The organism is Gordonia sp. (in: high G+C Gram-positive bacteria), assembly GCF_049299075.1.
Taxonomy (GTDB): Bacteria; Actinomycetota; Actinomycetes; order Mycobacteriales; family Mycobacteriaceae; genus Gordonia.
Genome location: NZ_JBAQWU010000519.1, coordinates 1 through 2,048 on the forward strand (window position 1 = coordinate 1; position 2,048 = coordinate 2,048).

The 2,048-nt window shown below is 64.3% G+C and carries 4 protein-coding genes and 1 pseudogene; all 5 read right to left on the reverse strand.

Going from position 1 to position 2,048, the window contains the following annotated elements; translation table 11 throughout:
• Positions 1-233: 50S ribosomal protein L16 (gene rplP, locus WAW85_RS16510; protein ID WP_422560673.1), on the reverse strand; the 233-nt coding region annotated here is incomplete at its 3' end.
• Positions 234-236: 3 nt separating this feature from the next.
• The gene (gene rpsC, locus WAW85_RS16515) at positions 237-1,085 is read right to left on the reverse strand and encodes a 30S ribosomal protein S3 (RefSeq protein ID WP_422560674.1); all 849 of its coding nucleotides are present in this window, start codon (positions 1,083-1,085) and stop codon (positions 237-239) included.
• 2 nt (positions 1,086-1,087) lie between these two features.
• Entirely contained in the window at positions 1,088-1,498 is a 411-nt protein-coding gene (rplV, locus tag WAW85_RS16520) for a 50S ribosomal protein L22 (protein ID WP_422560675.1), read from the reverse strand.
• Positions 1,499-1,500: 2 nt separating this feature from the next.
• On the reverse strand, positions 1,501-1,782 hold the full coding sequence (gene rpsS / locus WAW85_RS16525) for a 30S ribosomal protein S19 (protein ID WP_026917259.1): 282 nt from the start codon (positions 1,780-1,782) through the stop codon (positions 1,501-1,503).
• Between the two features lie 16 nt (positions 1,783-1,798).
• Positions 1,799-2,048: pseudogene (locus WAW85_RS16530) on the reverse strand (50S ribosomal protein L2); the annotation flags it as partial.

The window sequence follows — 2,048 nt, forward strand, 5'->3', positions numbered from 1 at the left end:
GGCTTCTTCGTGATCGGGCGGTCCGGGAAGATGTTGATCCAGACCTTGCCGCCACGCTTGATGTGGCGGTTGATCGCGATACGAGCGGACTCGATCTGACGGTTGGTGATGTAAGCGCCTTCCAGCGCCTGGATACCGTAGTCACCGAAGTTGACCTTGGTACCGCCCGACGCCTGACCTTTCAGGCTCGGGTGGTGCTGCTTGCGGTGCTTGACCCGACGAGGGATCAACATGCCTCAGCCCTCCTGGTTCTCGGCCTGCTCGGGAGCAGGCGCGGTGGCGGTGGCTTCCGCAGTGGCCGCGGCGCGGCCAGCCTCGGTGCTGGTTCCGGTGGTACCGGAAGCACCGCTGCGACGCGGACGCTGCGGACGACGCGAACGACGGTCATCGGCTGCCGGAGCGGCCGCAGCCTGCTCGCGACGTCCACCGACGATGTCACCCTTGTAGATCCAGACCTTCACGCCGATGCGGCCGAAGGTGGTCTTCGCCTCGTAGAAGCCGTAGTCGATGTCGGCGCGCAGCGTATGCAGCGGCACGCGTCCCTCGCGGTAGAACTCCTTGCGGCTCATCTCGGCACCGCCCAGACGGCCGGAGCACTGGACACGAATGCCCTTGACCCCCGGCTGCCGCATAGCGGACTGGATGGCCTTGCGCATGGCGCGGCGGAACGCCACGCGGTTGCTGAGCTGCTCGGCGACACCCTGGGCGACGAGCTGAGCATCGGCTTCGGAGTTCTTCACTTCGAGGATGTTCAGCTGCACCTGCTTGCCGGTGAGCTTCTCCAGGCGAGCCCGGATCACGTCGGCCGACGCGCCGCGACGACCGATGACGATGCCCGGACGTGCGGTGTGGATGTCCACCCGCACACGATCGCGGGTGCGCTCGATCTCGACCTTGGAGATTCCGGCGCGATCAAGTTCGATCGGGCGGCTCTCGCCGGGGACCCGGATGGGCCCCGACAGCAGCTTGCGGATCTCGACGTCTTCCTTCACGTACTCCGAGTACTGCTTATCGGCGTACCAACGCGTGTTCCAGTCGGTGGTGATTCCGAGGCGGAAGCCATGCGGGTTGATCTTCTGGCCCATGCTCAGGCTCCCTTCTTCTTCTGCTGACGCGAACGTTTCCGGTCGCCGGCCTCGCCGACACTGGTCACGACCACGGTGAGGTGGCTGGTGCGCTTGCGGATCCGGAATGCACGACCCTGAGCACGCGGCTGGAACCGCTTCATGGTCGGGCCCTCGTCGGCAAACGCCTCGGTGACGACCAGGGTGCGTCGGTCCAGACCGAGATTATTCTCGGCGTTGGCGATCGCGCTGGCCAGCACCTTAGAGACGGGCTCGGACGCGGCCTGCGGGGCGAACCGCAGGATATCCAGGGCCTCATCGACGTTCTTGCCGCGGATCAGGTCGATCACACGACGCGCCTTCATCGGCGTGACGCGCACAAACTTTGCCTGCGCGCGTGCGCTCTGCACTGCGTTATCTGTCTGAGTAGTCATGATTACCGGCGCTTCGCTTTCCGGTCATCCTTGATGTGACCCTTGAAGGTGCGGGTAGGGGCGAACTCGCCCAGCTTGTGACCGACCATCGACTCGGAAACGAACACAGGCACATGCTTGCGACCGTCGTGGACCGCAAAGGTGTGACCGATGAAGTCAGGAATGATGGTCGAACGACGGGACCAGGTCTTGATGACCTGCTTGGTGCCCTTCTCGTTCTGGACATCCACCTTCTTCAGGAGGTGGTCGTCGACGAACGGGCCTTTCTTCAGGCTGCGTGGCATTTCTTACCTCCTCCTATTATCGCTTGTTCTTGCCGGTACGACGACGACGGACGATCATCTTGTCGCTGGCCTTGTTCTTACGGGTACGGCCCTCAGGCTTGCCCCACGGGCTGACCGGGTGACGGCCACCGGAGGTCTTACCCTCACCACCACCGTGCGGGTGGTCGACCGGGTTCATCACGACACCACGGACGGTCGGGCGCTTGCCCTTCCAGCGCATGCGGCCGGCCTTGCCCCAGTTGATGTTGGCCTGCTCGGCGTTGCCC

What these genes read in the sequence shown, in the direction of transcription:
- rpsC (WP_422560674.1), bottom strand. Translation starts at nt 1,085, where the DNA reads ATGGGCCAGAAGATCAACCCGCATGGCTTCCGCCTCGGAATCACCACC.
- rplV (WP_422560675.1), bottom strand. Translation starts at nt 1,498, where the DNA reads ATGACTACTCAGACAGATAACGCAGTGCAGAGCGCACGCGCGCAGGCA.
- rpsS (WP_026917259.1), bottom strand. Translation starts at nt 1,782, where the DNA reads ATGCCACGCAGCCTGAAGAAAGGCCCGTTCGTCGACGACCACCTCCTG.